27 protein-coding genes are annotated in these 26,168 nt (G+C 70.9%); 12 read left to right on the top strand and 15 right to left on the bottom strand.

The window, feature by feature from the left end:
* The first annotated feature begins 190 nt into the window (after positions 1-190).
* From Dfulv_RS32520 to Dfulv_RS32475, 10 genes are all read left to right on the top strand, one after another.
* Positions 191-1,798 carry an ABC transporter substrate-binding protein gene (locus Dfulv_RS32520; protein WP_259857628.1) on the top strand — a complete coding sequence of 536 codons (1,608 nt, stop codon included), beginning with the start codon at positions 191-193 and terminating at the stop codon, positions 1,796-1,798.
* 2 nt (positions 1,799-1,800) lie between these two features.
* Positions 1,801-2,757 (top strand): ABC transporter permease, encoded by a 957-nt coding sequence (locus Dfulv_RS32515; RefSeq protein WP_259857627.1) that lies wholly within the window; start codon positions 1,801-1,803, stop codon positions 2,755-2,757.
* On the top strand, positions 2,754-3,626 hold the full coding sequence (locus Dfulv_RS32510; protein ID WP_259857626.1) for an ABC transporter permease: 873 nt from the start codon (positions 2,754-2,756) through the stop codon (positions 3,624-3,626). Before Dfulv_RS32515 ends, Dfulv_RS32510 begins: the two co-directional genes overlap by 4 nt.
* Positions 3,627-3,635: 9 nt before the next feature.
* Entirely contained in the window at positions 3,636-5,363 is a 1,728-nt protein-coding gene (locus Dfulv_RS32505) for a dipeptide ABC transporter ATP-binding protein (protein WP_259857625.1), read from the top strand.
* Between the two features lie 2 nt (positions 5,364-5,365).
* Positions 5,366-6,616 (top strand): acyl-CoA dehydrogenase family protein, encoded by a 1,251-nt coding sequence (locus Dfulv_RS32500; protein WP_259857624.1) that lies wholly within the window; start codon positions 5,366-5,368, stop codon positions 6,614-6,616.
* Between the two features lie 23 nt (positions 6,617-6,639).
* On the top strand, positions 6,640-7,683 hold the full coding sequence (locus Dfulv_RS32495; protein WP_259857623.1) for an LLM class flavin-dependent oxidoreductase: 1,044 nt from the start codon (positions 6,640-6,642) through the stop codon (positions 7,681-7,683).
* Positions 7,684-7,715: 32 nt separating this feature from the next.
* The gene (locus Dfulv_RS32490; protein WP_259857622.1) at positions 7,716-8,630 is read left to right on the top strand and encodes an LLM class oxidoreductase; all 915 of its coding nucleotides are present in this window, start codon (positions 7,716-7,718) and stop codon (positions 8,628-8,630) included.
* A gap of 16 nt (positions 8,631-8,646) precedes the next feature.
* Entirely contained in the window at positions 8,647-9,939 is a 1,293-nt protein-coding gene (locus tag Dfulv_RS32485) for an NtaA/DmoA family FMN-dependent monooxygenase (protein ID WP_259857621.1), read from the top strand.
* 19 nt (positions 9,940-9,958) lie between these two features.
* On the top strand, positions 9,959-10,519 hold the full coding sequence (locus Dfulv_RS32480; RefSeq protein WP_259857620.1) for a flavin reductase family protein: 561 nt from the start codon (positions 9,959-9,961) through the stop codon (positions 10,517-10,519).
* Between the two features lie 134 nt (positions 10,520-10,653).
* On the top strand, positions 10,654-10,992 hold the full coding sequence (locus Dfulv_RS32475; protein ID WP_259857619.1) for a gamma-glutamylcyclotransferase family protein: 339 nt from the start codon (positions 10,654-10,656) through the stop codon (positions 10,990-10,992).
* A 101-nt stretch (positions 10,993-11,093) separates the two neighbouring features.
* Here the strand turns inward: Dfulv_RS32475 and Dfulv_RS32470 are convergent, their stop codons facing one another.
* Together Dfulv_RS32470 and Dfulv_RS32465 are read right to left on the bottom strand one after the other, a co-directional pair.
* Positions 11,094-11,834: a M24 family metallopeptidase gene (locus Dfulv_RS32470; protein WP_259857618.1), complete on the bottom strand. Its 741-nt coding sequence runs from the start codon at positions 11,832-11,834 to the stop codon at positions 11,094-11,096.
* A 104-nt stretch (positions 11,835-11,938) separates the two neighbouring features.
* Entirely contained in the window at positions 11,939-12,445 is a 507-nt protein-coding gene (locus tag Dfulv_RS32465; protein ID WP_259857617.1) for a nuclear transport factor 2 family protein, read from the bottom strand.
* A 145-nt stretch (positions 12,446-12,590) separates the two neighbouring features.
* On the opposite strand from Dfulv_RS32465, the gene Dfulv_RS32460 reads away from it, so the two are divergent.
* Complete coding sequence (locus Dfulv_RS32460; protein WP_259857616.1) at positions 12,591-13,529, top strand: TIGR03619 family F420-dependent LLM class oxidoreductase; 939 nt, start codon at positions 12,591-12,593, stop codon at positions 13,527-13,529.
* Here Dfulv_RS32460 and Dfulv_RS32455 read toward each other — a convergent pair.
* The 13 genes from Dfulv_RS32455 to Dfulv_RS32395 form a co-directional block, all read right to left on the bottom strand.
* A complete protein-coding gene (locus Dfulv_RS32455; RefSeq protein WP_259857615.1) occupies positions 13,502-14,488 on the bottom strand; it encodes a zinc-binding dehydrogenase in 987 nt (328 codons plus the stop codon). The genes Dfulv_RS32460 and Dfulv_RS32455 overlap by 28 nt on opposite strands.
* 72 nt (positions 14,489-14,560) lie before the next feature.
* Positions 14,561-14,860, bottom strand: a complete 300-nt coding sequence (locus Dfulv_RS32450; RefSeq protein WP_259857614.1) for a hypothetical protein — start codon at positions 14,858-14,860, stop codon at positions 14,561-14,563.
* Between the two features lie 3 nt (positions 14,861-14,863).
* Complete coding sequence (locus Dfulv_RS32445; protein WP_259857613.1) at positions 14,864-15,946, bottom strand: ABC transporter substrate-binding protein; 1,083 nt, start codon at positions 15,944-15,946, stop codon at positions 14,864-14,866.
* Positions 15,947-15,979: 33 nt separating this feature from the next.
* Positions 15,980-16,870, bottom strand: coding sequence for an ABC transporter permease (locus Dfulv_RS32440; RefSeq protein ID WP_259857612.1), 891 nt, complete (start codon positions 16,868-16,870; stop codon positions 15,980-15,982).
* A 2-nt stretch (positions 16,871-16,872) separates the two neighbouring features.
* Complete coding sequence (locus tag Dfulv_RS32435; protein ID WP_259857611.1) at positions 16,873-17,703, bottom strand: ABC transporter ATP-binding protein; 831 nt, start codon at positions 17,701-17,703, stop codon at positions 16,873-16,875.
* A 37-nt stretch (positions 17,704-17,740) separates the two neighbouring features.
* The gene (locus Dfulv_RS32430; RefSeq protein WP_259857610.1) at positions 17,741-18,517 is read right to left on the bottom strand and encodes an SDR family oxidoreductase; all 777 of its coding nucleotides are present in this window, start codon (positions 18,515-18,517) and stop codon (positions 17,741-17,743) included.
* Complete coding sequence (locus tag Dfulv_RS32425; RefSeq protein ID WP_259857609.1) at positions 18,508-19,164, bottom strand: cysteine hydrolase family protein; 657 nt, start codon at positions 19,162-19,164, stop codon at positions 18,508-18,510. The genes Dfulv_RS32430 and Dfulv_RS32425 overlap by 10 nt, the downstream gene beginning before the upstream one ends.
* Positions 19,161-20,234 carry a Gfo/Idh/MocA family protein gene (locus Dfulv_RS32420; protein WP_259857608.1) on the bottom strand — a complete coding sequence of 358 codons (1,074 nt, stop codon included), beginning with the start codon at positions 20,232-20,234 and terminating at the stop codon, positions 19,161-19,163. The genes Dfulv_RS32425 and Dfulv_RS32420 overlap by 4 nt, the downstream gene beginning before the upstream one ends.
* A gap of 1 nt (position 20,235) precedes the next feature.
* Complete coding sequence (locus tag Dfulv_RS32415; RefSeq protein ID WP_259857607.1) at positions 20,236-21,120, bottom strand: amidohydrolase family protein; 885 nt, start codon at positions 21,118-21,120, stop codon at positions 20,236-20,238.
* 4 nt (positions 21,121-21,124) lie between these two features.
* The gene (locus Dfulv_RS32410; RefSeq protein WP_259857606.1) at positions 21,125-21,946 is read right to left on the bottom strand and encodes an enoyl-CoA hydratase/isomerase family protein; all 822 of its coding nucleotides are present in this window, start codon (positions 21,944-21,946) and stop codon (positions 21,125-21,127) included.
* 168 nt (positions 21,947-22,114) lie between these two features.
* A complete protein-coding gene (locus Dfulv_RS32405; RefSeq protein ID WP_259857605.1) occupies positions 22,115-23,293 on the bottom strand; it encodes an acyl-CoA dehydrogenase family protein in 1,179 nt (392 codons plus the stop codon).
* A complete protein-coding gene (locus Dfulv_RS32400) occupies positions 23,293-24,291 on the bottom strand; it encodes an acyl-CoA dehydrogenase family protein (protein WP_259857604.1) in 999 nt (332 codons plus the stop codon). The genes Dfulv_RS32405 and Dfulv_RS32400 overlap by 1 nt, the downstream gene beginning before the upstream one ends.
* On the bottom strand, positions 24,288-25,133 hold the full coding sequence (locus Dfulv_RS32395; protein ID WP_259868509.1) for an enoyl-CoA hydratase/isomerase family protein: 846 nt from the start codon (positions 25,131-25,133) through the stop codon (positions 24,288-24,290). The genes Dfulv_RS32400 and Dfulv_RS32395 overlap by 4 nt, the downstream gene beginning before the upstream one ends.
* 60 nt (positions 25,134-25,193) lie before the next feature.
* Between Dfulv_RS32395 and Dfulv_RS32390 the strand changes: the two genes are divergently transcribed.
* Complete coding sequence (locus Dfulv_RS32390; RefSeq protein ID WP_259857603.1) at positions 25,194-26,129, top strand: hypothetical protein; 936 nt, start codon at positions 25,194-25,196, stop codon at positions 26,127-26,129.
* The last annotated feature ends 39 nt before the right edge of the window (positions 26,130-26,168 follow it).

Below are 26,168 nucleotides of genomic sequence, written 5' to 3'. Positions count from 1 at the left end.
CCATCCTGCTTGCATATTCCTACTTCTCCGATATGCAATACAGGTCTTTCGCGTCGGCAACGCCGATCTCGCGGCTTGATATCGCCTCTTGCCAGGCCTGCGTGGCCACCCCCCGGCGCACTGCCGCGCCCTCTTTCGGGACGTCTCCGACCACGCGTGCGCCCGTGCTCGACGAAAGGATCGACCAGCCATGGCCATATTCCAGCGCTCACTGCTCGCCTGGACCGCCGTGACCGCCGGCGCAGCCCTGCTGCTGGCCGGCTGCGGCTCCGGCTCCGGCTCCTCGGCGGCCGCGGACTCGAAGCCCCGCGACGGCGGCACGCTCATCGTCGGCCAGTACCAGGAGGTCACGCAGTTCGACCCCAACCGCCAGTACTCGTGGGAGACCTGGCGGATCGACCGCAACATCTACGAGACCCTCGTCAACGAGGATCTGTCCTCGCCGACCGGTGTCCCGAAGATCGTGCCCGGGCTGGCCACCTCGTGGACGGTCAGCCCCGACGCCACCACCTACACCTTCAAGCTGCGCCAGGGTGTCAAGTTCACCGACGGGACGCCGTTCGACGCGCAGGCCGTGCAGTTCAACGTGCGCCGCTTCACCGACCCCACCTTCCAGTACTACGACAAGGTCAGCGCCGCGACGATGGGGCTGGTCTACGCGGATCTCGCGTCGTTCAAGGTGATCGACGACTACACCGTGGAGTACGTCTTCAAGCACCCCTTCCTCGACTACCTGCGGCAGATCCCCAACAGCGGCAACGCGGCGTCGGGCATCTTCAGCCCGGCCGCCCTGCAGAAGTACGGCCAGGACGGGCTCGCCGACCACCCGGTCGGCACGGGGCCGTTCAAGTTCCAGGAGCGGGTGCGCGGCGACCACACCACGCTGGTGCGCAACCCCGACTACTGGGGCGCCCGGCCGCGCCTGGACAAGGTGATCTTCAAGCCGATCGGTGACGACCAGAGCCGCGTCGCCGCGCTGCGCAGCGGCGCCGTCGACCTGATCAGCCGCGTCCCACCGGACTCGGTCGCGACGCTGGAGAAGGCCGGCTTCTCGGTGCCGGAGAACAAGAACGTTCCCCAGATCATCTACTACAACTTCAACTACACGAACCAGTATCTGCAGGACAAGCGGGTGCGGCAGGCGATCATCCACGCCGTCGACCGCAAGACCCTGGCCGAGAAGATCTACAAGGGGTACGCGGGGCCGGCGACCTCGATCATCAACCAGGGCAACGAGGCGTACGACGCGTCCGCGGTCGACTACCAGTTCGACCCCGAGGCGGCCAAGAAGCTGATCGCCGATGCCGGCTACCAGCCCGGCGAGGTGAAGTTCACCATCCTGAGCGACACCACCGGGCAGCCCACGGCGGAGTTCATCCAGCAGCAGCTCAAGGCGGTCGGTATCGACGCCTCCGTGGAGTCGTTCGAGTGGATCACGTACGGGACGCGGTCGGCCAACCTCAAGCCGACCGACGGCATCAACCTCGGTGAATGGGGCTACATCGCGCCCAACTGGGTCAAGATCGCGCACAACTACAGCGTGGTCAACCGGGGCGGGGACAAGTACTCCGACACCAGCGCGGCGACGAACAGCGCGATCGAGGCGGCCGCGCACAACCCCGACCCGGCCAAGTCGAAGGAGCTGTGGCAGGCGGCGGCGCAGGCCTGGGCCAAGGACGCCACGATCTTCCCGCTGATCTCGTTCAACCGTTACTACGCGGTCTCGCCGCGCGTCGGCGGGTTCGTCTGGCCGCAGCAGGACCACTACGACCTTTCGCAGATCTGGGTGGCGAGCTGACGATGGCGCGCCGGATCCTGTGGCGGCTGGCGAACCTGGTCCCGCTGCTGTTCGTGATCAGCCTGCTGGTGTTCTTCATCTCGAAAGCCGGCCCGGCGGACCCGGTCAAGGACGTGCTGAGCGAGAAGATGTCGCCCGAGCAGATCGAGCAGATCCGCCAGGCGTACGGGCTCGACCAGCCCGCCTGGAAGCAGTACCTGCACTGGCTGCGGGACATGTTCACCAACGGCGGCGGCATCTCGCTGAGCGTGCGCAGCCCCGTGTCGGGCATCGTGTTCCCGGCCTTCCTGAACACGCTCATCCTCGGCGCGGCGACGACCGTGGTCGCCGTCGCGCTCGGGGTGCTGATCGGGTTCGTCTCGGGGATTCGGCACGGCCGGCTCATCGACCGGGCGGCGATGCTGCTGGTCCAGATCGGCAGCAACCTGCCGATCTACTGGTTCGGCCTGATCGTCATCTGGTTGACCGCGGTCCAGTGGAACTGGCTGCCCCCGGGCGGCATGCACGACCTGCGCGGCGACGGCGGCTTCGGCGACCTGCTGCTGCACCTGATCGCCCCCGCCTTCGCGGCCTCTCTGGTGTCAATGCTGATCATCGCCCGGTTCGTCCGGGCGGCGGTCATCGAGAGCGCGGGATCGGACTACATCCGCACCTACCGGTCGCAGGGTTTCGGGCGTGCGGCGATCCTGGGCAAGCACATCGGCCGCAACATCCTGCCGCCCATCGTCAACACGACCGGGCTCACGGTCGGCTCGGTCATCACCGGCGTGGTGTTCGTCGAGACGATCTTCTCCTGGCCCGGTCTCGGCAGCGTGCTGCTCAACGCGATCGCCGGCAGTGACTACCCGGTGATCCAGTCCGGCATCCTGCTGGTCGCCACGACGTTCGTGGTCGTCAACCTGATCACCGACGTGCTGCTCGACCTGCTCAACCCGCGGCTCAGGCACGGTGGCGCATGACCACGACCACAGCCGAGGTCCGCGCCGGCGCGCCGCCACGACTGCGGCGGTCCGCGGCCGCCCGCTTCGTCCGCAACCGCGAGGCGCTGCTCGGGCTCGTCGTCCTGATCGTCATGGTCGGTGTCTCCGTGCTGGCGCCGTGGCTGGCCCCATACGATCCGAACGCCGGCGATCCGGACAACGTGCTGGCGCCCGTCGGCTCGGCCGGCCACCTGCTGGGCACCGACGACCAGGGCCGTGACGTGCTCAGCCGGCTGCTGTACGGCGGCCGGGGCGCGCTGGTCGTCTCGATCGTGTCGGTCGCGGTGGCGCTGCTGATCGGGACGCTGCTGGGGCTGTACGGGGCGTTCGCCGGCCGGCGTACCTCCGGGGTGCTGATGCGGATCATCGACCTGATGTTCGCCTTCCCGGTGATCCTGGTGGCGCTCTCGCTGGCTGCGATCATCCACCCCGGACCGTGGGTGCTGATCGGCACGGTGGTCTTCGGCGCCGTGCCGTACGTGACCCGGATCGTGTTCGCGGAGGCGAAGATCGAGCGGGAGAAGGACTACGTGGAGGCGGCGCGCTCGCTGGGCGCCTCCGAGGCCACCATCCTGCGCACCGAGGTCCTGCCCAATCTCCTCTCCTCGGTCGTGATCTACGGGACCAGCCTCGTCGGCGTCAACATCGTCTTCACCGCGAGCCTGAGTGCGCTGGGCCTCGGCATCCAGCCACCCAGCCCGGACTGGGGTCGGATGATCTCCGAGGGTGCCAAGGTCCTGGTGACCGGCAACCCCGGTGTCGCCACCTTCCCCGCCATCGCCATCCTGCTGGTCGCCCTGGCCTTCAACTGGCTCGGCGACGGCCTTCGCGACGTCCTCAACCCGTGAGGTGATCCGATGACAGCCGTGCTCACCGTCGACGGCCTGCACGTCGACTTCCAGCTGCCCGGGGCGGTCGTGCATGCCGTTCGCGGCGTCGACCTCGAGGTCGGTCCCGGAGAGGTACTGGCACTGGTCGGCGAGTCCGGATCCGGCAAGAGCGTCACCGCGGCCGGGATTCTCGGCCTGCTGCCGCGAAACGCCCGGGTGACCGCGGGCAGCATCCGCTTCCAGGGCACCGAGCTGGTGGGCCTGGGGGAACGGCAGCTCAACGTCTTCCGCGGCGCCGGCATCGGAATGATCTTCCAGGACCCGGTGACCTCGCTCGATCCGTCGTTCACGATCGGCAGCCAGCTGGGTGACACCGCCCGCCTGCACCTGCGGGTGTCCCGCAACGAGGCGCTCGAGGTGAGCCGGACCTGGCTCGACCGGGTCGGGATCGGCGACCCGGACCGGGTGCTGCGGTCCTATCCGCACGAGCTCAGCGGTGGCATGCGGCAGCGGGTCATGATCGCCCTCGCCGGACTGTCGGGCCCGAAGCTGCTCATCGCGGACGAGCCGACCACCGCGCTCGACGCCACGGTCCAGAAGCAGATTCTCGACCTGCTCCTCGGCCTCGCCGGCGAGGCCGGCACCGCGGTCCTGCTGATCACCCACGACTTCGGCGTCGTCTCGCACACCAGCACCCGTGTCGCGGTGATGCGCGAGGGGACGATCGTCGAGATCGGGCAGACCGGGCAGGTCCTGGGCGCGCCGTCGCATCCCTACACCCGCACCCTGATCGACTCGGTGCCCGAGATCGGGCAGCGCCACCTCCAGGACGGCCACCAGCGGCGACTGCTCGGCGCCCCGCCGGCCACGGCCCGCGTCCGCCTCAGCGAACGTACCGAAGCCCCCCGGCCGCCGACCGACCGCCCGATCCTGGAGCTGCACGGGGTCACCAAGGAGTTCTCGATCGGCGGGCTCGGCACCGGGCGACACCGCTCGACCGTCCGCGCGGTCAGCGAGGTCTCCCTCAGCGTGCGTCGCGGCGAGATCTTCGGACTCATCGGCGAGTCCGGCTCCGGCAAGTCCACGCTGGCGCGGCTTTCCGGCGCGCTGCTGCCGCTCACCGCGGGCTCGGTCACCTTCGACGGCACCGACGTCGGCACGGCCGGCAAACAGGGCCTGCGGGACCTGCGGCGCCGGTTCCAGTACGTCTTCCAGGACGCCGCCACCGCGTTGAACCCACGGATCAGGGTCGGCGACCAGATCGCGCGGCCGCTGCTGCGGCTGGGAAAGGCGACCGGCCGCCGGGAGGCCACCGAGCTGACCCATCGAGCGCTGGAGCTCGTCGGCCTGAACGCCGGCTACGCGGACCGGTATCCGCGCGAGTTCTCCGGCGGGCAGCGGCAGCGGGTGGGCATCGCCCGCGCCATCGCCCTGGAACCCGACCTGCTGATTCTCGACGAGCCGACCTCGGCGCTGGACGTCTCCACCCAGGCGGCCATCATCAACCTCCTGCTCGACCTCAAGGACGAGCTCGACCTGACCTACCTGTTCATCGGCCACAACCTGGCGATCATCGACTTCGTCTGCGACCGCATCGGCGTCATGCGACAGGGCTCGCTCGTCGAGACGTTCCCCGCCGGTGAGCTGTTCTCCACCGACCGGCAGCCGGCCACCCGCGCCCTGCTCGACGCGGTCCTGCCCGTCCGGGCCCGCAGGCGTGAAGACCTCCTCGCTCCCTCCACCATCAAGGACTGACCATGACCACGACTGACGCCCCCACCGGGCTGACCTACCTGCGTCCCGCCACCGCCACCGCCACCGAGCTCTCCGAGCGCTTCCAGCCGGTCTTCGACCGGATCGCCGAGGACAACGTCGCCCGGGAGCAGGACCGGGCCTTCCCCCACGACCAAGTGCAGTGGCTCAAGGACGCCGGATTCGGCCGGGTCCGCATCCCGGTCGAGCTCGGCGGTTTCGGCGCCTCACTGGAGCAGACCTTCGTGTTGCTCGCGGATCTCGCCGAGGCCGACGCCAACGTCGCGCACATCTGGCGCAACCACCTCGCCTTCGTCGAGGACCGGCTCAACGCTCCGCCCTCGCCGACCAACGACCGGTGGATCCAGCGGTTCCTCGCCGGCGAGTTCGTCGGCGGCGGGTGGACCGAGGCCAACAACGGCACGTTCGCCAACCTCAAGACGACGGTGCGCAGAAACGGCGACGGGTGGCTGGTCAGCGGCGCCAAGTTCTACGCCACCGGCAGCCTCTACGCCGACTGGCTCGACGTGCTCGGCAAGGGCGACGGCGACACCGTGCTGACCGCCCTCGTGCGCCGCGACGACCCGGGGGTGCTGCTGGTCGACGACTGGACCGGCTTCGGCCAGCGGACCACCGCCAGCGGCAGCGCCACGTACACCGACGTTCCCGCGGCGGAGGGCGACGTCTTCCCGGCCGGGGAGCGCTTCGTCTACCAGGGGCACTTCTACCAGGCCGCGATGCTGTCCGTGCTGACCGGCATCACCCGGGCGGCGCTGCGCGACGGGACCAGCGCGCTGAAGGCCCGCGGCCGCAACTACCCTCAGGCGCTCGACCCCGACCCGACCCGCGACGCTCAGCTGCTGCAGGTCATCGGCCAGGTCTCCGTGTACGCCTTTGCGGCCGGGGCGGCGCTGCGGGCGGCGGCGCACGCCATCGACCTGGTCGCGGCGGCCCACGCGAGCGGCGACGAAGCGCTCCGCAAGCAGCGGGTCCTTGCGGCCGAGGTGGCCACGGCGCAGGCGCAGCTGGCCATCATCGACGCCGCGCTACAGGCCACGACGACCGTCTTCGACGCCCTCGGCGCGTCCGGCGTCTCCGAGACGCTGCGGCTCGACCGGCACTGGCGCAACGCCCGCACCCTCGCCTCCCACAACCCGCGGGTCTACAAGGCGCGCATCCTGGGCGACTGGATCGTCAACGGCGCCGACCCGGTGCCCGACCTGACCTTCACCCACCGCGGCGGCCAGGGCAACTGACCCGTATCGCAGGAGCTGCACACATGTCACACCGGCCGCTTCGCCTCGGCTTCGCCCTCAACTTCCGCACCACCTCGCGCGCCATCGACGACGTCGCGCGGGTCTACGACGAGGTCATCGACACCATCGCGTACGCCGAACAGCTCGGCATCGACAGCGCGTGGGTGGGCCAGCACCACTTCGACAACACCGACGGCCCGTTCGCGTCGCCGCTGCCGTTCCTCGCCGCGGCGGCGGCCCGGACGTCGCGTATCACGCTCGGCACCGGCATCACCACCCTGCCACTGGAGGACCCGTTGCGGCTCGCCGAGGACGCGGCGGTCGTCGACGCGCTCACCGGCGGCCGGCTGCACCTCGGGCTGGGCACGGGCGGCGCCAATCTCGACGGGTTCGCCGCGTTCGGGCTTCCGGCCGACCAGCGCCATGCCCTGTACGACCGGAAGGTCGCGGCGCTGCACGCGGCGCTCGAGGGCCAGCCGCTGGTGGCCGGCGCCGACGGGCCGCGCCTGTATCCGGACGGCACGCGGGTACGGCGACACCTCTGGCAGGCCGCGACCAGCATCGAGCAGGCCGTCGCGGCCGGCCTCGCCGGGGACGGCCTGCAGCAGGGCGCCTTCTTCGATCCGGCCGACACCGGTCAGGCACCGAAGGTCGCGGCGTACGTGGCGGCGCACGGGCGCGCCAAGCCGGACGACCCGCCTCGTGTCGCGATCTTCCGGTTCGTGTACGCCGGGCGTGACAAGCACACGGTGCTGCGCGAGGTGGAGTCCGTTCTCGGACCGAGGCTGCAGGCGTTGGCCGACCGGGCCGCGTTGAGCGGCAACCAGCGACTGCGCGGCCTGAGCGTGCGTGAGTACCTCGACCTCGTGCCGTTCTACGGCTCCGCCGACGACATCGCCGAGCGGGTCGGCACCGACCCGGCGATCGCGGCCGGGGCAACGGACTTCGTCGCCAACTTCTCCTACCGCGACGACTTCGACGCGGCGAAGGCCCGAGCCCGGCTGCACGTCCTGGCCACGGAGATCGGGCCGGCGATCGGGTGGCAGCCGGCCGGAGCGCTGCGATGACCCGTACCGCCCCACCAGCGAAGGGAAGAACGATGCCCACCCCCTATCTCGCCATCGGCCTCGCCGGTCCGCACCTCGTCGAGCTGACCGGCAGCGCCGACCTGCTCGCCCGTTGGGACGGGCTTCCGCTCGCGTTCACCGTCCTGGGGATCGACCGGATCGATGGCCGCGGCCCGGTGCCGTCGACGCTGGACAGCAGCGCCGTCGGCGCGAGCCTCGCCGGTCGCACGACCCGAGCGCGTTTCCTGATCGTCGCCAGCCCGCAGCGCGACCACCCCTACAACCTGGCACGCCGGGTGGCGTCTCTCGGGCACCTTTCCCGCGGGCGCAGCGGCGTGCTCTTCGGGGTGGTGGACGCATACGCCCCACCCGGGCCGGACGACGCCGGCGCCTGGGGCGGCGCCGGACTGGGCGGCGGAGCGCCCCTCAACGCGGCGACGGCGCTCGACGCGGCCCGCGCCGTCCGTGCGCTCGAGCAGAGCTGGCCCTACGACTCCATCATCGGCGACCATGAAACCGGCATCCTGGTGCGATCGGACCAGATCGTTCACGTCGACCACGACGGCGCCTTCGCCATCGCCGGTCCGCTGAACGCTCCGGAGCCCGCCTCGGGCGCCTCCCTCATCGGCTGGTACGCCACCGCGCCGGACGACGTCGTCGCCGACTCGTCGCCGGTGGACCTGGTCGTCGGCGCCGGCGGATCCGTCCGCGTCGTCCCGCTCGGCCTGCGGTCGCCGGACGGCGACGCCGACGGCGTACTGCTGCGGCCGACCGCCGACCAGAGCCTGGACGAGGTGCTGACCGAGGCCGAGCGGTTGCTCGCCGACGGCTTCACGCCCGTGGCGCCGGGCGTACCGCTGCGTGCCGCCCTCGGCCTGCCGGGTCCGGCGCGGCCCACGAGCAGCCGCGCCGCGTTTCCCGTCCCCGAACCCCACCCTTCCCTGTGATCTCGGAGAAGAAGCTATGACCGATCGCCGCACGGGACACGTCATCCTGGGCATCAACGTGCTCGTCCTTGGTTATCTGCCGGCCGCCTGGCAGTCGCCGCTGCTGAAGAAGGACTCCTTCGTCGACCCGGAGTACTGGGCGGGCATCGGGCGGACGGCCGAGCGCGGGACGCTCGACGCGATCTTCCTGGCCGACGGGCCGGTCCTCGGTGATCCCGCCTACGACGCCAACCCGATCCGGCTCGAACCCACCGTGAACTGGGGCTACGTCGCCGCCGCGACGGAGCGCGTCGGCCTGGTGTCCACGGCGTCGACGACCTTCAACGACCCCTTCGAGCTCGCCGAGCGGTTGCTCTCCTGGGACACCCTGTCCGGCGGCCGCGCGGGCTGGAACATCGTCACCACGCGCGGCGCGCAGGCCGCCCGCAACTTCGGCCTGGCCGACGTGCCGTTGCGTGACGACCGGTACGAACGGGCCGCAGAGTTCGTCGACGTCGTCACGGCGCTGTGGGACTCCGCCGGGACCGGCCGCGACGTCCACCACCACGGCGACTTCTTCGACGTCGACGGTCGGCTCCGCGTGCCGCCCTCCGCACAGGGCCGTCCGGTGCTGCTGCAGGCGGGCGGATCGCCCAAGGGGCGGGCCTTGGCCGGGCGGGTCGCCGAGGGCGTGTTCGCCGCCGAGCTGACGAAGGAGAAGGCGATCGAGCACTACCGTCTCGTCAAGCGCCTCGCCCGCGACAACGGCCGCTCGCCCGACGACGTGAAGATCCTTCCCGGCCTGCTGCTCAGCCTCGGCAGCACCGAGGAGGAGGCCAAGCGGCGCAGCGACGAGCTGCACGACGCCGGCCCGGCCTCCTACTCGATCCAATGGCTGTCCCAGTCGATCGGGTACGACGCATCGAAGCTCGAGCTCGACGAGCCGTTCCCCGAGGAGGTCCTGGCCGCGCCCGCGGACACGCAGACCTTCCAGGGCAGCATGGGCTTCCGCGAGTCGATCGTCACGCAGATCCGGCGCACGAACCCGACCGTGCGCGAGTACCTGAAGCAGACCCGCTACACCGGCTCCGGCCACGCGGGCTTCGTCGGCACGCCCGAGCAGCTCGCCGACCACATCGAGGACTGGTTCCGCTCCGGCGCGATCGACGGCTTCAACCTGCAACCCGATGTGCTGGTCGACGGCCTCGAGGTGATCGCCGACGAACTCGTTCCGATCCTGCGCAAACGCGGCCTGTATCGGCACGAGTACGAGACCAGCACCCTCCGAGGGCACTTCCAGGCAGCCTCGCCGACCCCCGATTTCGGCTGACATCTGAGAGGGGATGAACGTGACCGATCTCTTCCCGACGTTCCCCACGAACCAGGACCTCGACCCGGCACGCCTGCGCCAGGCATTCGGCATCTTCCCCAGTGGTGTCGTGGCGGTGGCCGCTCAGGTCGACGGCGCCCTCGTCGGCCTCGCGGCCAGCTCCTTCACGTCGGTCAGCCTCGATCCACCTCTCGTATCGTTCTCCGTCGCCAACCTGTCCAAGACGTGGCCCGCGCTGCGGCGCGCGGCGCACCTGGGTGTCACCATCCTGGCCGACCGGCACGGAGGTCTCGCCCGCCAGCTCGCCGGCCCGGTCGATTCCCGCTTCGACAGCGTCGAGATCGTGCTGAGCGAACACGGCGCGGTGACGTTGCCCGACGGGCTCGCGCAGTTCGATACCACGATCTACCGGGAGGTCGAGGCGGGGGACCACACGATCGTGCTGCTGCGGCTCCACGCGGTTCAGCACGCCGACCACTCGTTGCCCCTGGTCTTCCACCGCAGCGCGTTCGGCCTGCGTGCGGCAGCCGTGACCAAGGGTGTGGATCAGCGCGGCGACACCGGTGATCCGTCGGGGTGACGCCAGGCGTTTGTCGGCCACCCCGCATGGCCGTGGCACAGGTGCCGCCGTCGGGGCGGCGAGTGGCGCCTCGACGTCCCGGCTGCCGGGAACCGGACCGAACGGGCACCGGCGGTTCGTGCATGATCCTGGGCATGCCCTTGCTCTTCTCGTACGGCACGCTGCGGAATCCGGCGGTGCAGGTGGCCAACTTCGGGCGGAGGCTGACAGGCCGTGACGACGCGCTGCCCGGTTATGCGGTGCGGATGCTGGAGATCACCGATCCGGACGTGCTCGCGGTCAGCGGTGAGACCCACCACCCGATCGTCGTGGCGACCGGCGACGACGCCGACCGCGTGCCGGGAACGGTCTTCGAGATCACCGACGACGAGCTGGTCGCCGCCGACGAGTACGAGGTCGACGACTACCACCGCGTCCTGCTGCCGATGGCCTCCGGAGAGCGGGCCTGGGTCTACGTGAGCGCCGACGCATGACGGCCGGCCTCGCGGCGACCGGCCGCGCTGCTGACCGTCGACACGCAGGCCGACGTCGTCGAGGGTGACGCGTCGCTGGTCCTGCCGGAGTTCACAGGCCGCTACGCCTGCTGGTCGGCCGTCCCCGAGGCGTGCTCCAGGTCCAGCAGTTGCTCGTAGAAGCCGCCGATGCCGCGCTGCCGGTCGACGATGTGGACCTCGAGGATCCAGTGGCAGGCGCGGCCGGAGGAGTCGGGGCGGCGCATCGGCTGGTCGCTGCCGTGGGTGATGTAGAGGGAGATCTTGTCGTCGTCGATGCGGTCGTGCGGGAACTCGCCGATCAGGTGCCCGGCGTGCGCGGCGGCGTGCTTCCATCCCGCGTCCGCGATCAGGCCGAGCACGTGGGTGAACAACTGCTCGCCGGTGATGCCGGGGTGATCGAGGAAGTGCCGCTGACCGGCGGCGAAGATCGTGGCGAGGTCGTCGCGGAGGCGGTGCTTGACCGGGTCGTCGCCGAGCACGAACGTGCGGCCGAAGTCCGCCTCCCAGCCGTCGAAGATCGGTCCGAAGTCGCACATGACGACGTCGTCGGCCTCGATCACCCGGTCCGGCGGGTTGGCCCCGTACGGCTCCATGGTGTGCGGGCCTGAGCGCACGATCCGCTTGTGCCAGAACTTCTCGACGCCGAACATGTCGTGCGCGAGGTCGCGGATCGCGTCGCTGACCTCGCGGTCACGGCGGCCCGGCGCGACCAGACCACGCGCCTGCACCTCGGCGAACAGCTCCGTCGCCTGCACCTCGGCGGCGAGCAGTCGCGCCTGCCGCTCCGCCTCCCGCTCGCCGATCTGGTGTCCTGCAGTCATTCGCGGACCGTAGCACGATCGACGGCCGGCAGGACCTGTCGATCGGGCGTGGCCACCGCGCCTACGCCGAACCTGGGTCTTGACGGCCCGGTCAGGAGTTGTTTTCACGGTGTGACCAGCTGGCTCCGGAGCCGGTAGACGTAGTCCTCCCGGTCCCGCCGCCCGGCCGGGCCGGGACCTTCGCGGGGCATGAACAGGTTGGCCTCCGAGCGCGTCCACTCGCGCGACGCGTACCGCTCGAGGATCCGCCACTCGCCGTCCCGCCGCTCCACGAGGTCGACGTAGCGGAAGCCGCTGGTGAAGTTCAGGCGCGGGCTGTCGGACGGCGTGCCCCAGTGCACGGCCATGCCGTAGGTCTCCGACAGTGCCCGGGATCCCGCGAACTCCACGAGGTGGTTCGCGACCAGGTGCATGGTCCCGTCGAAGCCGCGCAGCTTCGGCTCCACCCAGGCGATGTACTCGTCGACGGACCCGTCGAAGCCGGTGTGATGGTCGATCGCCCCGTCGTGGTAGCAAGACCGGACCAGGTCCATGTCCAGCCGGTCGATCCCCCGGCAGTACCGGCACACCAACTCCCGGATGGCGGCCCGGTCGGAATCCTCGCTCGTCATCAAACCTCCCTCGGCATCGTTTCGACTGTCTGGTGTGGATCGTGGCCTGGTGTTATCCAGGTCCGCACAGGTAAGCTACCAAGCACTTGCTTGGTTCGGAAACCCGTTGGACACCAACGGTTTTGATGGCGGAAGTGGAGACGCGATGGCGCGGTTGGGCTTCAACCTGATGGGCGTGGACGAGCTCTATGGCGACCGGTTCACCGGCATTCTCGAGGCGGCGACCCTGGCCGACCGGATGGGCGTCGACCTGCTCGTGCTCCCCGACCACGTGACGATCAGCGAGCAGGCCCACCGCGACCGGGTGACCGTCGGTTTTCCGTACCCGATCTCGACCAACTGGTTCGAGCCGCTGACCGCGCTGGCGGCGGTCGCCACCGTCACCGAGCGCGCCCGTCTCGGCACCAACGTGCTCATCGCGCCGATCCGCCCCGCGGTGCTGCTGGCCAAGCAACTCGCGACGCTCGACGTCATCTGTGACGGGCGGCTCGACGTGGGCCTCGGTGCGGGCTGGCAGGAGGAGGAGTACCGGACCACCGAGCGGCCGTTCGAGGGTCGCTTCGGGTACCTCGAGGAGCAGGTCGCCGTCTGCCGGGCGCTGTGGGCCGGTGGCCCCGCGGCCCACGAGGGCCGACGGCTGGACTTCACGGACCTGCACAGCAGGCCCGTGCCGGTGCAGGGCGCGAACCTGCGGCTGTCGTTCGGCTTCAACCCCACTCCCCGGGCGATCCAGCGCATCGTGCGCCTCGGCCTGGGTTGGTGGGCGGCCCCGATGCCGGTCGAGGCCGTGCGGGCGGCGGTCGCCGACATCCGCGAGGAGTGCCAGCGGGTCGGCCGGGATCCGGGTTCGGTCACCGTCACCACGGCCACGACGCTGGTGGCGCACGGGAAGTCGGCCGAAGAGGTCGGCGCGATGCCCGTCCTCGAGGAGGCGCGGGCGTTGTGGGACGCCGGCGCCGACTGCGTCATCGTGCACCCGCTCGCGTTCGTCCGGACGCCCGAGGAGCTGCCGGGATTCCTGCAGCCCCTGCTCGACGCCCGGGACGCGCGTAACCGTCACGACTCGAGGACCACTTTGAGCTGACCGGCGCGCGGGGCGGCGGCCAGCTCGTAGGCATCCTGGACACGCGCCATGGGCAGCCGGTGCGTGACGTAGGCGTCCAGGATCGAGGGATGCTCGCGCAGGTACTGCTGGGCGAGCCGGAGCACCCGCCGGCGGTCCTTGGTGGTGCCGGCCCGCAGGGTCAGGTCCTTGCGGAAGAACGTGTGCATCGGAACCGGGTAGACGAGGTCGTCGGGCACCCCGAAGTAGTAGACCAGGCCGCCGTCGGCGACCGCGTCGACGGCGCAGGTGAGAGTGCCGACCTGGTGCCCGATGGACTCGACCACGACCTGCGGTCGGTCGTCCGCGGCGAGCGACTCCACCCACCGGTCGCACGACGCCCGGACGAACTCGTCGACGCCGAAGACCCGCGCCTCGGCCGACCGGTCGACGCGGTCGACGCCGACCACGTGGTCCGCCCGGCCCATCGATTTCAGGACATGGCTGAACAGCATGCCGATCGGCCCCTGGCCGAGGACGGCGACCCGCTGCCCGGACACGTCCCCCATCCGCTCGACCGCGTAGATCACACAGGCCAACGGCTGGGCGACGACCGCGCTGGCCGGCGGCAGCGAGCCGTCGTCGGGAACCAGCGAGTCCCCTTCGGTGACGACCAGTTCGGCGATCGCGTCCTGGCCCAGGGCCCAGCCCACGGCAGTGGTGCCGGCCTCGAAGTCGGGGTGCCGTGAGGCGAGCACGTCGCCCACGACCTCGTGCATCGGGCAGCCCGGGCCCGGTAGCGCGCCGTCCGGGTGGTTGCCCAGCCCGCCCGAGCGCTGGATGGCGCCCTTGAACAGTGGCATGTCGCTGCCGCAGATCGCACCGGCGCGCACCCGCAGCAGCACCTCGCCGGGGGCAAGGGCCGGCGCGGTCGGCACCGGAACGCGGACGTCGGCGAACGTCGACGGTGCAACGAGTTGGGCCGCCCACATGTCACTCATCGCTGTGCTCCCTTTCAGACGAGCCTTCGGACAGGCTGCTGGGCGGGCCCGACGGCCCGCCCAGCAGGTACCTCACGTGTTCTCGGACCGCATGGACTCGACGTACTTCCTGATGACCTCGATGCCGTCGAACAGTTCGGTGAACGTCCACTCGCGGGGTGCGTCCGGAGCCGCCCGCAGCATCGCCAGCAGCGTCTCCTCGCTGTCCGCGTTCGCGACGATCATCCGCCCTCCGCCGGCCATCGAGTACAGGCAGTCGAAGGTGCCGTCGGCCAGCCGGGCCGAGATCCAGTCGACGGCCACATCGGCGATCCGCAGTCCCAGCTCGGGGTCGACCGGACCGTGGTGGCCGATGGCCAGGAATTTGCGCATCGGTTACGCGGCCAGTGCCACTTGCCGCGGCCGGTCGTCGAAGAGCTTCGAGTCGGGCAGGGGCTTGTCGAAGTTGACGATGCCGCCGATCTGGGCCCAGGCCGTCTGGATGGGGACGATGTTCGAGACGGGGAACTTGAAGTCCGGGTCGAAGATCAGGCTGGACGGTCCGGTGAGTTGCGCCTCGGTCGCCTCCATCGACTTGATGAGGCCCTGCTTCACCTCCGGGTTGCTGCGGTAGTCGCCCTGCAGGTAGGTGCGGCTGGTCCGGACGAGTGCGCGCAGGATGGCCGCGGCCACGTCCGGCTTCTCGGTGCGGATCTTCCCCATCCAGTAGCTCGTGATGGAGGCGTTGAACGGGATGATGAGCTTGTGGCCGGCCTTCTCGGCGGTGGTCCACACCGGGTCGCTCAGGTTGCCGGCGTCGACGGCGCCCGAGTCGAGTCCGGCCAGCAGGTCGGCGCCGCCCAGCGGGACGATCGTCACGTCCTTCACGGTGAGGTTGCAGGTCTTCAGGTACGCCGCCAGCTCCACCACTGCCGGGGAGCCGAGACCGGTCGCGGAGCCGGTCGACACCTTCTTGCCCTTCAGGTCGCAGGCACTGAAGGAGCCGTCCGCCTTGAGCAGGCTCTTGCGCACGTAGTAGCCCTGGTGGTTGGCCGGGCTCCAACTGACCCCGCCGCCGATGCCCTTGATGTCGGCCCCGCCCTCGATGGCGTTGAACAGACCGGCCGACGGCGCGGCCGGCGCGAAGTCGATGTCGCCCTTCTGCATCACGACGACGAGGTTGTTCGTCTGGACCAGCTGGATATTGATCTTGATGTTTTCCTTCTTGAACTCACCGAAATACTCGGCGAGCAGCAACGGCGCGTACGCCTCGATGTTGCGGAAGGGGAGTGAGGCGTTGACCGTGACCTCGCTCGGCAGCGGCTTCGGCGCGGGGGTGTTCGGCCCGGTCGGGCCGGCGCTGAGCGCGTTCGTGGGCTGGGGCGCGGTCTCGCCCGGCGCCGCGCCGTTGCCGCCACAGGCGGACAACAGCGAGGCGGCGAGGGCGGCGACGATGGATGTGGCGGCTAATCGGCGCACTGCGACTTCCTTTCTCGGGACAGGGAAACGGGTTTACAGCAGGTTCCGGTCGCCGCCTTCGATCTCGACGCGAGCCCACGGCAGCACGAGTAGCGACACCCATTTGACGATGTTGCTGAGCAGCAGTCCCATGACGGCGACCGCCACGATGCCGACGTACATCTTGGGCGCCTGGAAAAGCGTCCACGAGTACCAGATGAGATAGCCGATGCCCTCGTTCGACTGGGTGAACTCGACGCCGACCATCATGAGCACGGCGACGCTGACCGACATCCGCAGGCCGATGAACATCTGCGGCAGGGCGGCCGGGAACAGGACATGCCCGAAGGTCTGCCACGGTCCGGCGTCGAAACTCTGCGCCACCTCGCGGTGCCCCGGAGTCACGGCCAGGAACGCGGCCATCGTGCTGACCCACATGAAGAAGAAGACCGTCATGCCGATGGCCACGTTCAGAGCCGTGTCGGTGAGGCCGAAGATGAGCAGCAGCAACGGGAAGATGGCCAGCTTCGGCACCGTGTAGAGCGCCGAGAGCAGCGGCTCGAGCGTGGCCCGGACCCAGCGGGAGGCACCGAGCGCGACGCCGGCGGCCACCCCCGAGACGACGCCCATGGCGCAGCCGATGAGCACCCGGGTCAGGCTGACCCAGAGATGGTGGAACAGTTCGCCGCTCTCGATGAGCTGGAGGGCGGCGCTCCAGACCTTGGTCGGCGGCGGGAAGAACAGTGGGTTCACCGCACCGCTCGTCGCGGCCACCTGCCACAGCACGAACAGCACCACCGGGGCGCCGACGCCCAGCGCGATCTCGATGAGCCGGCGCCGGCGCCGGCGGGCCGAGGCCTTCTCCGGGGTCGCCGAGGCTTCGCGGCGTACCATCCGTCCGTTCGTCTGCTCGTCCGGCGGCACGAGCGCGGTTGTCTGGGCCATGACTACTCCTCTCCCGCCGCCAACGAGGCCTGGACCTCGTCGCGCAGCACATCCCAGACGTTCTGCTGCAGGGCCGAGAACTCGGGCGTGCGGCGCAGGTCGCTCGAGCGGGGACGCCCGAACGGGACCGTGATGTCACTGACCACCCGGCCGGGCCGGGCCGACACGACCACCACGCGGTCGCCCAGGACGAGGGCCTCCTCGAGGCTGTGGGTCACGAAGATGACCGTGCGCCGGTCCTCCTCCCAGACCTTGAGGAGCACCTCCTGCAGCACGACCCGCATCTGGGCGTCCACGGCGGCGAACGGCTCGTCCATGAGCAGGATCTGGGGCTGCACGGCCAGCGCCCGGGCGATCGACACCCGCTGGCGCATGCCACCGGAGAGGGTGGCCGGGTAGGCCTTCTCGAAGCCGTTCAGACCGATCCGACGGATCCAGTCCATCGCCCGCTCGTTCGCCTCCCGCCGCGGCACCTTGGCCATGTCGAGGCCGAACCGCACGTTGGCCAGGACGGTCTTCCAGGGCAGCACGCCGTAGTCCTGGAAGACCATGGACGTCGCCGCCCGGCCCTCGTCCAGCCAGAGGTCGAGGGTGCCGGCGGTCGGCGGCAGCAGGCCGTTGACGACGCGCAGAAACGTCGACTTGCCGCAGCCGGACGGGCCGACCAGGCAGACGAACTCCCCGTCGGCCACCCTCAGGTCGAGCGGGCCGAGGGCGTGTACGCGGTGCTTTCCGGAGATGAACTGCCGCTCCACGCCCGATGCGAGCAGCTTGGCGTTGGTGGGCGCCGTTGGCGGAGGCGCCGAGGTCGCGTGCCGTGTCTGTGTGTCCACTGTGCTCCAGGTGTTCTCAGGGCGGGGTGTTGACGGGTCAGCCGAACCATTGGCCGGCATTGACGTCCAGCGTCTGCCCGGTCACGCCGGCCGAGGCCGATGACCCGAAGAAGGCGACCACGTCGGCCACCTCGCGGGCCGTCACGAACCGGCCCAGGCAGGTCGTCGCCTCGGCGGCCTGCCGGGCATGCGCGGCGCTCGTGCCCCGGCGCGTGCCGACGTCGGCGAAGAACGCCTCGAGGTTGTCCGACTCGATGTAGCCGGGGACCACGGCGTTGACCCGGACCCCGTGCGGGCCGAGCTCGCGGGCCAGGACCTGGACCAGCGTGAGCATGGCCGACTTCATGGCCGCGTAGATGCCGGACTCCGGGTACGGCTGGCGGGCCGAGATGGAGCTCACCAGGATGACCGATGCCGGCCGCCCCTTCATGAGCGGCAGCAGCTCGTACAGCAGGTTGGTCGCCGACAGGATGTTGCCGTCGACCGCCGCGTGCCAGTCGGCGGCCGAGCGCTCGCCCAACGGCCCGAGCGGCGGCCGGGAGAACGCGTTGTGCACCAGGACGTCGACCGCGCCGTACCGCTCGCCCACGAGCCGCGCGGCCTCGGCGCAACGGGCCCGGTCGGTCAGGTCGGTCGGAAGGCACAGCGCCGCCTGTCCGGCCGCGACGACCTCGCGCGCGACCTCCTCCAGATAGGCACTCTTGCGGGCCAGCAGCGCCACGTCGGCCCCGGCCGCGGCGAAGGTCACGGCGAGGTCGCGGCCCAGTCCCGGACCCACGCCCGCGATGGCGGCGACTCGTCCACTCAGGCCCATGCCTGCTCCGTCCGCTCGGTCGGCACCGGCCAGGCCGCGACAATGTCGTCCACTGTCGACAGTGTGGCCAGGTAGCGCAGGCTGTGCCGGATCACGTCCGCCGCGTAGTCGGCCGGGACGCCGGCCACCCCGTCGACCGGCACCACCACGCGGTAGCCCAGCCCCACCGCCTCCATCGAGGCACCCAGGATGCCCATGTTCAACGACACGCCGACCAGGACGATCGTGCGCACCCCCAAGCCGCGCAGGGTCGCGTCGAGCTCGGTGCCGGTGAACGGGGTCACGCCGTGCAGCCGCTCGACCGTGATGTCATCGGGCTCCGGCCCCAACTCCGGCAACAGCTGCGCCGACACCGAACCGGTGAGCAGGTGGTCGGTCATCGCCTCGGCCCGCTCGAGGATCGGCGCGTTGCCGGCGGCCCGCCGACCGCCCGCTCGCTGGGCCACGGTGGCGTGCACGACCGCGACCCCGGCCGAGCGGGCCGCGACCAGCAGCCGGCGTACGCTGTCCACGCCACCGGAGACCCGCAGCTGCTCGCCCAGCTGCGGCACCAGGCTCTCGGTGCCGACGATGCCCCGCTGCAGTTCCATCGTCAGCACCGCGGTGTCGCCGGGCCGGATCACCTCACTGTCGAGTCGTCGGCTCATGGGAGTCCTCCGGACGGGACGGGGACGGTGCGGCGCTGCGCGGCCGACGTCTGGATCGCCTCGATCACGCGGAGCACGGCCAAACCGTCGGCGAAGGTCGCCGGGCGGGGGAAGCGTGGTGCCGTCTCGCCGTCCGGGTGGTCGAGCCGCTGGTACAGCCAACGGGCGAGGCCGGTGTAGGACGCGATCTCCTGCGCGGTCCAGGGGCGGGTGTCGCCGGAGACCGTCGACGGCGGCGGGGGTGCGTCCGGGGTCAGCCGGCGTGACCCGTCCGGCGTGGTGAGGTACGCCTGATCATCCACAATGGATACCGTGCCGGCGGTGCCGGCCACCCGGGTCACCTCGACCGGCTCACCCCAGGCCGCCGCGCACTCCTGGATCACCCCGACCGCACCGGCCGCGGTGCGGAACAGCACGCCGTAGCCGTCGTCGGCCCCGCCGGTCGGCCGGGGCACTGCCTGGCCCAGCGTGGCCGACACCTCCACGATCGGGCCGAGCCAGAGCTGGAGCTGGTCCAGCAGGTGCGTGCCGTTGGCCCGCAGCCACCCACCACCGCGCGCCGGATCGAACCACCAGCCGGGTGCGCCCGCGTCGGCGGCGGCCAGGATCGGGTAGGACCGCACGACCGTGGCCGTGTGCGCTCGGCCCACACGGCCCGAGTCGATCGCGTCGCGGACCGCCTCGACCGCGGGATCCCACCGGAATTCGGTGCCGACCAGGGCGACGAGGCTGGCCGCGTCGGCCGCCTTCGTCATGGCCTCGGCCTGGTCGACCGAGAGCGCCAGCGGTTTCTCGCAGATCACGTGCCGGCCGGCCGCGATGGCCAGCTGGGCCAGATCGGCGTGCGTGTCCGGCGGCGTGGCGATCGTGACGACCTCGGCATCGGTGGCGTCGAGCGCGGCCGCGAGCGAGTCGAACCCGGCCGCCACGCCGACCCGCTGGGCCCGGCGGGCCGTCCGCTCGGCGTCCTGGCCGACCAGCGCGGCCACCTCGAACCCCGCCGCCCGCAGGGCCGGCACGTGCACCCGCAGGCCGAAGCCGGTTCCGACGACGATTGCGCGACGGGCCATGTCATGCTCCTTCCGCGGCGCGGCCGAGCACCTTCAGGGCGTTGGTGCGCAGGAACTTCTCCCACACGTGCTCATGCAGCGGCAACTCGTCGAGCTCGGTGAAGATGCGCTCCAGCGACAGGCCCATCGGGAAGTAACCGGCGTAGAGCACCTTGTCCGCGCCACGGGTGTTGGCGAAGTCCAGGATCTCCTTCGGGTAGTAGCGCGGGGCGAAGGCGCTGGTCGAGTAGTACAGGTTCGGCCACTTCAGCAGCAGCTTCACGGCCAGGTCCACCCACGGCTCGCACCCGTGGCGGGTGACGAAGCGCAGCTCGGGGAAGAACCAGCAGACCTCGTCGATGAGGGCGACCTCCTGGGCCGCGAACGGGATGCGGGGTCCGGGCACGCCGGCACAGACGAAGATGGGGATGTCCAGGTCGATGCAGGCGGCGTAGAGCGGGTAGAACCGCTTGTCGTTGATGGGCACCGGCGGGTTGAGGCCACTCGGCATCGCGCTTGCCGCCACCACGCCCAGCTCCTCGACCGCCCGCCGCAGCGCGCGCACGCCCTCCATCCCGGCGTTGGGGTCGACCGGGAACGCGCCGAGGAAGCGGTCGGGGTGGGCCCGCAGGGCCGCGACCGCGAGCTCGTCCTCGTGACTCACCGTGATCATACCGTGCTCGACGCCCCAGCGGTCCATCTCCAGCAGCACGGCCTTGGCGCCGTCGGCGCTGAACCGCTGGTCGGGCAGGCTCTTGTACATGTACTCGGCCGGGAACCGGTACGTCTCCCGGCTCTCCTGGTCGCGCAGCTGGGTGCCGAGGAACCTGCGCCAGCTGTCGTCGGTGGGTCCCTTGGGGATTCCCATCATCAGGTCGATGACACCGATGTCGGTGGGCCTGGGCATCGCCTCACCACCCCCGGAAGACCGGGTCGCGCTTCTCGGCGAAGCTGCGCAGCCCCTCGGCGCTGTCCTCGGTCCAGACGTTCATGGCCACGGCCATCTCCTCTCGGTCGAACGCCGCGACCCGGTCCGAGTCCAGCGACTGGTTCAACAAGCGCTTGGCCAGACCGATCGCGACGGTCGGCCCGGCCGCGAGCCGGGTGGCCAACGCGTCGGCGGTGGTCTCCAGCTCCTCCGGTTCGACCACCTGGTGCACGATGCCCAGTCGCTCGGCGTCCATGACGGACAGGTCGCCGCCGAGCAGCAGCAGCCGCTTCGCCAGGTGCAGCCCGAGGATGCGGGGGAGCAGGTAGGCCGCCCCGGCGTCGGGCACGATCCCGCGGGTGATGAACAGCTCCGCGAACCGGGCCCCGGTCGAGGCCACCACGAAGTCGGCCGCGAGGGCGAGCTGGGCCCCCATGCCGGCGGCCACCCCGTTCACCGCGGCGATGACTGGCTTGGGGCAGTCGAGCACCGCAGCGATGAGGGCCTGCGCGCTGCGCACGGCGGGCCCGGTCTCGCCCACGACTCGGGCCGGTCGGCCGTCCACGTCCGGATCGCGCCGGGGGAGGCTGAGGTCGCCGCCGGCGCAGAAGGCCCGGCCGACGGCCGAGAGCACGACCGCCCGCACCTGGACCGACGAGCCGGCCTGGTCCAGCAGCGAGATCAGCCGCTCGCGCTGGGGTGGTCCGAGCGCGTTGAGCTTCTCGGGGCGGCTGAGCACGATACGGGCCACGCCGTCCGCGATGGTGCAGCGCACCTGCTGGGTCACGTCCTCGACGGCGGTCATGCTGCCTCCGCTTCGCTCCGGCCGCATGCCTTCCAAACTGAGCCGATGATGACCGGCCTCCTCCGCTTCGCTCCGGAACCGGTCATGCTGCCTCCGCTTCGCTCCGGCCGCATGCCTTCCAAACTGAGCCGATGATGACCGGCCTCCTCCGCTTCGCTCCGGAACCGGTCATGCGCTCGCCCGCCGCGGCCGGGCCCGGGGCAGGCCGAGATGCCGCTCGGCGATGATGCCCCGCTGGATCTCACTGGTGCCGGCGTAGATGGTGGTCACGACCGAGTGCCGGAACTCGTGCTCGATCCAGCCGTCGGCCGGCGCCTCGGCGCCGTGGCCGGCGAGCAGCCCGTCCGCGCCGACCATGTCCACAAAGGACGACGCTGCCCGCATGAGCGCCTCCGAGCTGAACAGCTTGGCCAGCGACCCCTCCGTGTGGGGCAGGACGTCGCGCGCGGTCAGCCAGGTCATGCGGTAGCCCATGAGGCGGCTCACCTCGAGGTCGGTGCAGGCCCGGGCCAGGCAGGCCCGCACCTCGGGCCGCTCGATGGGCGCGTGCCCGTCGGCGTCGGGCGTGCGGGCCCAGGCGATGGCCCGGTCGACCAGGTGCAGCAGGTGCCCTGCCGCGGCCGGCTGCCGTTCGAAGGCGAGCGCCACCATCATGACGTCCCAGCCTCCGTCGACCTCGCCGACCCGGGCACTGTCGGGGATCCGGACCCGTTCGTAGAACGTCGCGTTGGTGCGCTCGCCGCCGAGCGTTTGCACCGGGCGTACCTCCACGCCCTCGGCGTCGAGCGGCACCAGGAACATGGTCAGGCCGCGGTGCTTGGGCACGTCCGGGTTGGTCCGGGCCAGCAGGAAGACGTAGGTCGCCTCGTGGGCCATGGTGGTGAACATCTTCTGGCCGTCGATGACCCACCCGTCGCTGTCGCGGGTCGCCCGGGTGCGGGCCGCGGCGACGTCGGAGCCCGAGTCCGGCTCCGAGTATCCGAGGCACATGAGGATCTCGCCGCTCAGGATGGCCGGGATGACCTCGCGTCGCTGCTGTTCGGTGCCGACGATCTGCAGCGTCTTCGCCACCAGTTCGGAGATGAGCCAGCCCTCGATCGGAATTCCGGCCCGGGCGAACTCCTCGTTCAGCGTGGCCATCTCGAACGGGTCCCGGCCCTGCCCGCCCTGGTCGACCGGCCAGGCCGCCTTCAGCCAGCCGCGTTCGGCCATGGCGCGGTGCACGCTCCAGCTGTGCAGCGTGCCGGAGTCGTGCACGGCGGCCGAGGTCGCCGGCGGCAGCTCGGCCAGGAACTGCCGGATCTCGGTCCGGAACCGTTGCTGTGCCTCGGAAAGCTCGAAGTCCACTACCGCCGCCCTTCGTCGGTGTCGGCCAGGGCGAGCGTGACGACGGCATCGGTGGCCGCGCCGTCGCCGCCGCCGAGGAGTCCCAGCGCCTTGGCCCGGCGGAAGTAGAGCTGAATGTCGTACTCCATCGTGTAGCCGTAGCCGCCATGGGCGTGCAGGCTGCGGTCGGTGGCCTGGCGGGCGGCCCGGCCGGCGAACGTGAAGGCCATCGCGGCCAGGCCGTGGCGCCGGCTGCTGCCGGTGTCACCGGCCCAGGCCGCCTCGAGGACCAGCAGCTCGGCCCCGTCCACGAGCGTCGCCGCGTCGGCCAGTTGGTGGGCCAGGGCCTGGAACGAGCCGATCGGCTGGCCGAACTGGTGGCGCGTCTTCGCGTACTCGACGCCGAGGCGCAGGCCCGCGACTCCGATGCCGACCAGGCTGGCCGCGGTGAGGATCCGCCAGTCGGCCAGGGCCTCGTCGAAGAGCGCGGCCGCCTCCGGCCCCGATGCGAGTACCGTCGCGCCGGTGAGGTCCACGTGGCCGATCGCCAGTCCGGCCAGTGTCTGCTTCGGACAGTCGAGGTCGTGACCGGGCCTGGACGCGACGATCCGGCTCTCGTCCCACGCGATGACCTGGTCGGCGACCGCCGCCCACGGCACCGTCCGGGCGACCCCGGCCACGGCCGGCCGGGGCGAGAACGTGACCAGGTCAGCGGAGCCGGTGTGGCCGAGGCGGTCGAGCAGCCGGGTCGCGACCAGGGTCTCCACCAGCGGGGCCGAGGCGAGGGCGGCCCCGGCCGCCTGGGCGGCGATGACGAGCTCGGCCAGTCCGGCCGGTGTTCCCTCGCGGGAACTCGCCAGCTGAGGAAAGCCGAACTCGCCGAGCACCGCCCACAGCGCCGGGTCGAAGCCGAGCGGTTCGGCCGCCCGGACGCGCTCCGGCGTGGAGTGGTCGGCGAGCAGGGCGGTCAGGCCCGCCCGCAGGTCGAGTTGCTCGGTCGACAAGGAGAAGTCGATCATCGCAGCCGCCATTGGGGCCGGTTGCCGGTCCGGAACGCCTGCTGGCCGGCGGCCAGGGCGGCCGGGTCGGTGCCCGCGGCGACCAGCGCGTGCGCGACGCCCAGTGCCTGACCCGGTGCCATCTCGGAGCCGGCCCAGATGGAGCGCAGGGTCGCCTGCACCGCGAGCGGCGGCAGGGCCGCGATGGTCCCGGCGATCGTCCCGGCCGCCGCCCGCAGCTGGTCGCTCGGCACCACCTCGGACACCAGGCCGATGTCGAGCGCGCGCTGGGCCGACATCCGCTCGGCCGACCCGAGCAGCGCCAGCCGCAGCACCTCGCCCAACGGCATGCGGCGCAACAGATGCAGCGGCTCGAACACGGCCGGCATGCCGAACGTCGTGTGCGGGTCGAAGAACGTGGCGTTGTCGGCGGCGATGATGATGTCGGACTCGCCGAGCAGGTAGAACGCGCCGCCACAGGCGATGCCGTTGACCGCGGCGACGACCGGCTTCCACAGGCCGCACGACTTGGGGCCGAGGAAGTCGCCGACATCCGCGCGCAGGAACGGGCTGCTCGCCTTCAGCAGCGCGGTCGACGCGTCCGCACCGTCGTCGGCGTCGAGGCCCGAGCGGTCGTACCCGGTGCAGAACGCCTTCTCGCCGGCCCCGGTGACGACCACGACCCGCACCTCGTCGTCGAGACGGAGCCGTGCCCACACGCCGGCGAGCTCGCGCAGCATCGTCTCGTTGAACGAGTTCAGCACCTCGGGACGGTTCAGCTCGACCCACGCGACCCCGGCGTCGACGGACAGCTGCAGCGTGGACGGCGCCGCATCGTCGCTGTTCAGGGGTGTGTTGTGCATCACGCCGCGAAGGTTATAAGGTTATACCCTTATGAGTCAAGGGTGGCAGAGAGGGCCGACGTGGAGACTGATCGATCGCATCGCGTGTTCACCGACGAGGCGCTGCAAGAGCTGTCGGTGTCGCCCCGCGGCCGCCTGCTCCGCCGGCTCGAGGAGTCCGATGTCGATGGTCTGCGCGATGAGCTGGCGGCGCTCGAACGGGAGCACCACGGCCAGCGCGAGCGCTACCTCGACTGGGTCACGACGATCCTCGACACCGCCGTCCAGCGTCACGGTCGGGACGGCCTGCGCCTCCTGGTGGGCCGGACCCTGGCCTTCTTCGCGGCCTATCCGGGCGTCGATCCCGTGCGGGACGAGGCGCCGGCCTCGATGGTCGACGAGGTGGCCGAGGCCGTCGGTCGCGGCGACGCGGACAGTGCGTTGGCGATTTTCGATCATCGTGAGGCCGAGTGGCGTTCGGCCGTCGACGTGCTGCGGGACTGGCTGTCCACATTGCTCTCACAGGTGTACGCCAACTACGGCCCGGACGAGCTCGAAGCTTTCCACCGCCGCCGCGGCGAGGACGCCCTGCGCGGCCTCATGAACGACATCGACCGGCCCGCGGGCGAGCGCCTGGTGAACCTGGTCCGCCTGTTGCAGGGCCACTTCACCGATCTCGTGATCAGCGAGGACGACGAGAAGTTCACGATCGTGCAGGACCCGTGCGGCACCTGCGCCCGCCAGGTCATCGACGGCCGGTTCGCGGCCGGGCTCGGTCTCGCGGTCGTTGCTGACGAGCACCGGGTGACCTGGGGCGGGCGTCCGACCACCATCTACCGCACCCACGTGCCGATCTGGCACGTGGAGATGGCCTGCGAACGCCTCGGCGTGCCCTGGCCGGTGAACCTCTGCCCGGCCGGCCTGGACGGTGGCGCCTGCACGATCCTGCTCTACAAGGATCCGCGCGACCCGTCCAGCGCCGCCCGGGTGCCCTCGGCCACCAGCGAGCCCGCCTGACGTGAAGTCGTCCATCCCCGCAACGAAGGGCCCGAGACA

Origin of the sequence: Dactylosporangium fulvum (assembly GCF_025137375.1) — a bacterium.
Taxonomy (GTDB): Bacteria; Actinomycetota; Actinomycetes; order Mycobacteriales; family Micromonosporaceae; genus Dactylosporangium; species Dactylosporangium fulvum.
This window is presented reverse-complemented; position numbering and strand designations above follow the sequence as displayed.

Coding starts and splice junctions, on each gene's coding strand:
- Dfulv_RS32520 (WP_259857628.1), top strand. CDS start 191: ATGGCCATATTCCAGCGCTCACTGCTCGCCTGGACCGCCGTGACCGCC.
- Dfulv_RS32515 (WP_259857627.1), top strand. CDS start 1,801: ATGGCGCGCCGGATCCTGTGGCGGCTGGCGAACCTGGTCCCGCTGCTG.
- Dfulv_RS32510 (WP_259857626.1), top strand. CDS start 2,754: ATGACCACGACCACAGCCGAGGTCCGCGCCGGCGCGCCGCCACGACTG.
- Dfulv_RS32505 (WP_259857625.1), top strand. CDS start 3,636: ATGACAGCCGTGCTCACCGTCGACGGCCTGCACGTCGACTTCCAGCTG.
- Dfulv_RS32500 (WP_259857624.1), top strand. CDS start 5,366: ATGACCACGACTGACGCCCCCACCGGGCTGACCTACCTGCGTCCCGCC.
- Dfulv_RS32495 (WP_259857623.1), top strand. CDS start 6,640: ATGTCACACCGGCCGCTTCGCCTCGGCTTCGCCCTCAACTTCCGCACC.
- Dfulv_RS32490 (WP_259857622.1), top strand. CDS start 7,716: ATGCCCACCCCCTATCTCGCCATCGGCCTCGCCGGTCCGCACCTCGTC.
- Dfulv_RS32485 (WP_259857621.1), top strand. CDS start 8,647: ATGACCGATCGCCGCACGGGACACGTCATCCTGGGCATCAACGTGCTC.
- Dfulv_RS32475 (WP_259857619.1), top strand. CDS start 10,654: ATGCCCTTGCTCTTCTCGTACGGCACGCTGCGGAATCCGGCGGTGCAG.
- Dfulv_RS32470 (WP_259857618.1), bottom strand. CDS start 11,834: ATGACTGCAGGACACCAGATCGGCGAGCGGGAGGCGGAGCGGCAGGCG.
- Dfulv_RS32465 (WP_259857617.1), bottom strand. CDS start 12,445: ATGACGAGCGAGGATTCCGACCGGGCCGCCATCCGGGAGTTGGTGTGC.
- Dfulv_RS32460 (WP_259857616.1), top strand. CDS start 12,591: ATGGCGCGGTTGGGCTTCAACCTGATGGGCGTGGACGAGCTCTATGGC.
- Dfulv_RS32455 (WP_259857615.1), bottom strand. CDS start 14,488: ATGAGTGACATGTGGGCGGCCCAACTCGTTGCACCGTCGACGTTCGCC.
- Dfulv_RS32450 (WP_259857614.1), bottom strand. CDS start 14,860: ATGCGCAAATTCCTGGCCATCGGCCACCACGGTCCGGTCGACCCCGAG.
- Dfulv_RS32440 (WP_259857612.1), bottom strand. CDS start 16,870: ATGGCCCAGACAACCGCGCTCGTGCCGCCGGACGAGCAGACGAACGGA.
- Dfulv_RS32430 (WP_259857610.1), bottom strand. CDS start 18,517: ATGGGCCTGAGTGGACGAGTCGCCGCCATCGCGGGCGTGGGTCCGGGA.
- Dfulv_RS32425 (WP_259857609.1), bottom strand. CDS start 19,164: ATGAGCCGACGACTCGACAGTGAGGTGATCCGGCCCGGCGACACCGCG.
- Dfulv_RS32420 (WP_259857608.1), bottom strand. CDS start 20,234: ATGGCCCGTCGCGCAATCGTCGTCGGAACCGGCTTCGGCCTGCGGGTG.
- Dfulv_RS32415 (WP_259857607.1), bottom strand. CDS start 21,120: ATGCCCAGGCCCACCGACATCGGTGTCATCGACCTGATGATGGGAATC.
- Dfulv_RS32410 (WP_259857606.1), bottom strand. CDS start 21,946: ATGACCGCCGTCGAGGACGTGACCCAGCAGGTGCGCTGCACCATCGCG.
- Dfulv_RS32400 (WP_259857604.1), bottom strand. CDS start 24,291: ATGATCGACTTCTCCTTGTCGACCGAGCAACTCGACCTGCGGGCGGGC.
- Dfulv_RS32395 (WP_259868509.1), bottom strand. CDS start 25,133: ATGCACAACACACCCCTGAACAGCGACGATGCGGCGCCGTCCACGCTG.